The sequence below is a fragment of the Allobosea sp. P1_A7 genome, from assembly GCF_056406775.1.
The window spans coordinates 1-1,118 of sequence record NZ_JBFTZN010000639.1; the positions used below are offsets into that span (position 1 = coordinate 1).

Consider the following 1,118-nt stretch of genomic DNA (forward strand, 5'->3'; position numbering starts at 1 on the left):
GGTCAGCATGGCGCAGGCCGTGATGCCCCAGCGCAGTTCGAACCAGACCGAGAACAGCGTGATCTCCTTGCCGATACGACGACCCTGACCGTAGCGGCGGAATAGGTAGTCCGGCAGGACCGTCAAAAGCGAGCAGAACAGTAGCTCAAGCATGGCTTGGCGCCTTTTGCGGGGCATGGCCTTTCGGGGCGGGCTCGACCGGCTTCGTTCGGGAATTTAATGGATGAGGGGGCTCAACTGGTGAGCCGGCGCCGCGGCGAGGCGCCGAGCCTGCTATTCGCTCGAGAGCGTGAGCCATGCGTCCGAAGAGGCCAGAGAAATCGGGAAACTCGATGAGCGCCAGCAGAAGCCCGGCCACCCAGAAAAGGTGGATATGCGTGAACAGCGCCAAGAGCCCAAGGACTGCGACAATCTCGAATTGGATCTTGTGGGATTTGTGCGCCATCCGCTCTGGTAATGTATGCAGGCGGAAGAAGATGATGCCAACCGTCAGGACCGCGACGACGAGGAGCACCGCCATCGCGACCATGAGATAGTCGCTCTCTCCTGGTGTCGTGATGAATGCCGGCAAATGGTGCGGGGCGGCAGGATGCATATTGGGCGATGGCATGGCTTTAGCACCCGACACTTGACGCTATCGCGACGGAGCAGCGCTCCCCGCGATCGAGGCAAGGATGCTGTAAAGCTCGGGGAGCGATTCGCCGGATGTTGCTGCAGCCATTCCAGCAGCAACACGTAGCTGACGGCCAGAAGCACGGGTCCGTCACTGCGCCTGACCGTGAGGCGCGGAGGTGGCCAAGAGCAAGTCGTCGATTGCCTTCTTGAGGGATAGGAGCCCCTCACGGCTACTCTGAAGCTGGCACGAAACGACCGGGACGATGGGGACGGTCTGGTCGCGCATCACGGTGGGGCGACTGGTAATCAAAACGATGCTGTAGAGGCCGTTCCCGTGCAGGAGGCCGCCGACGCCGTCGAAGGCTATCGTCGCTGCCCCATAGTCGACGGCGGCAGGCCTCGAGGACTCCTCGGATGTGGCCAAAATCCACCCCCCTATTTTGGAATTTTTGCCTGATCCTGCTGCACAGCTACGCCAGAGTCCATTCGCGCAGTTCTTGTGA

2 protein-coding genes and 1 pseudogene are annotated in these 1,118 nt (G+C 61.1%); all 3 read right to left on the minus strand.

The genetic code is table 11. The features are described from left to right. Nucleotides 1–153, minus strand: a pseudogene (locus tag AC1D34_RS38155) (HlyD family secretion protein); the annotation flags it as partial. Further along, a complete protein-coding gene (locus AC1D34_RS38160; protein ID WP_441508952.1) occupies nucleotides 146–610 on the minus strand; it encodes a hypothetical protein in 465 nt (154 codons plus the stop codon). The gene AC1D34_RS38160 and the pseudogene AC1D34_RS38155, both read right to left, overlap by 8 nt. A 153-nt stretch (nucleotides 611–763) precedes the next feature. After that, nucleotides 764–1,118, minus strand: a 355-nt coding sequence (locus AC1D34_RS38165) for a hypothetical protein (RefSeq protein ID WP_476827102.1), incomplete at its 5' end; no start/stop codon positions are given.

Bases quoted from the DNA above. Each gene is read 5' to 3' on its own strand.
- AC1D34_RS38160 (WP_441508952.1), bottom strand. From the start codon at position 610: ATGCCATCGCCCAATATGCATCCTGCCGCCCCGCACCATTTGCCGGCA.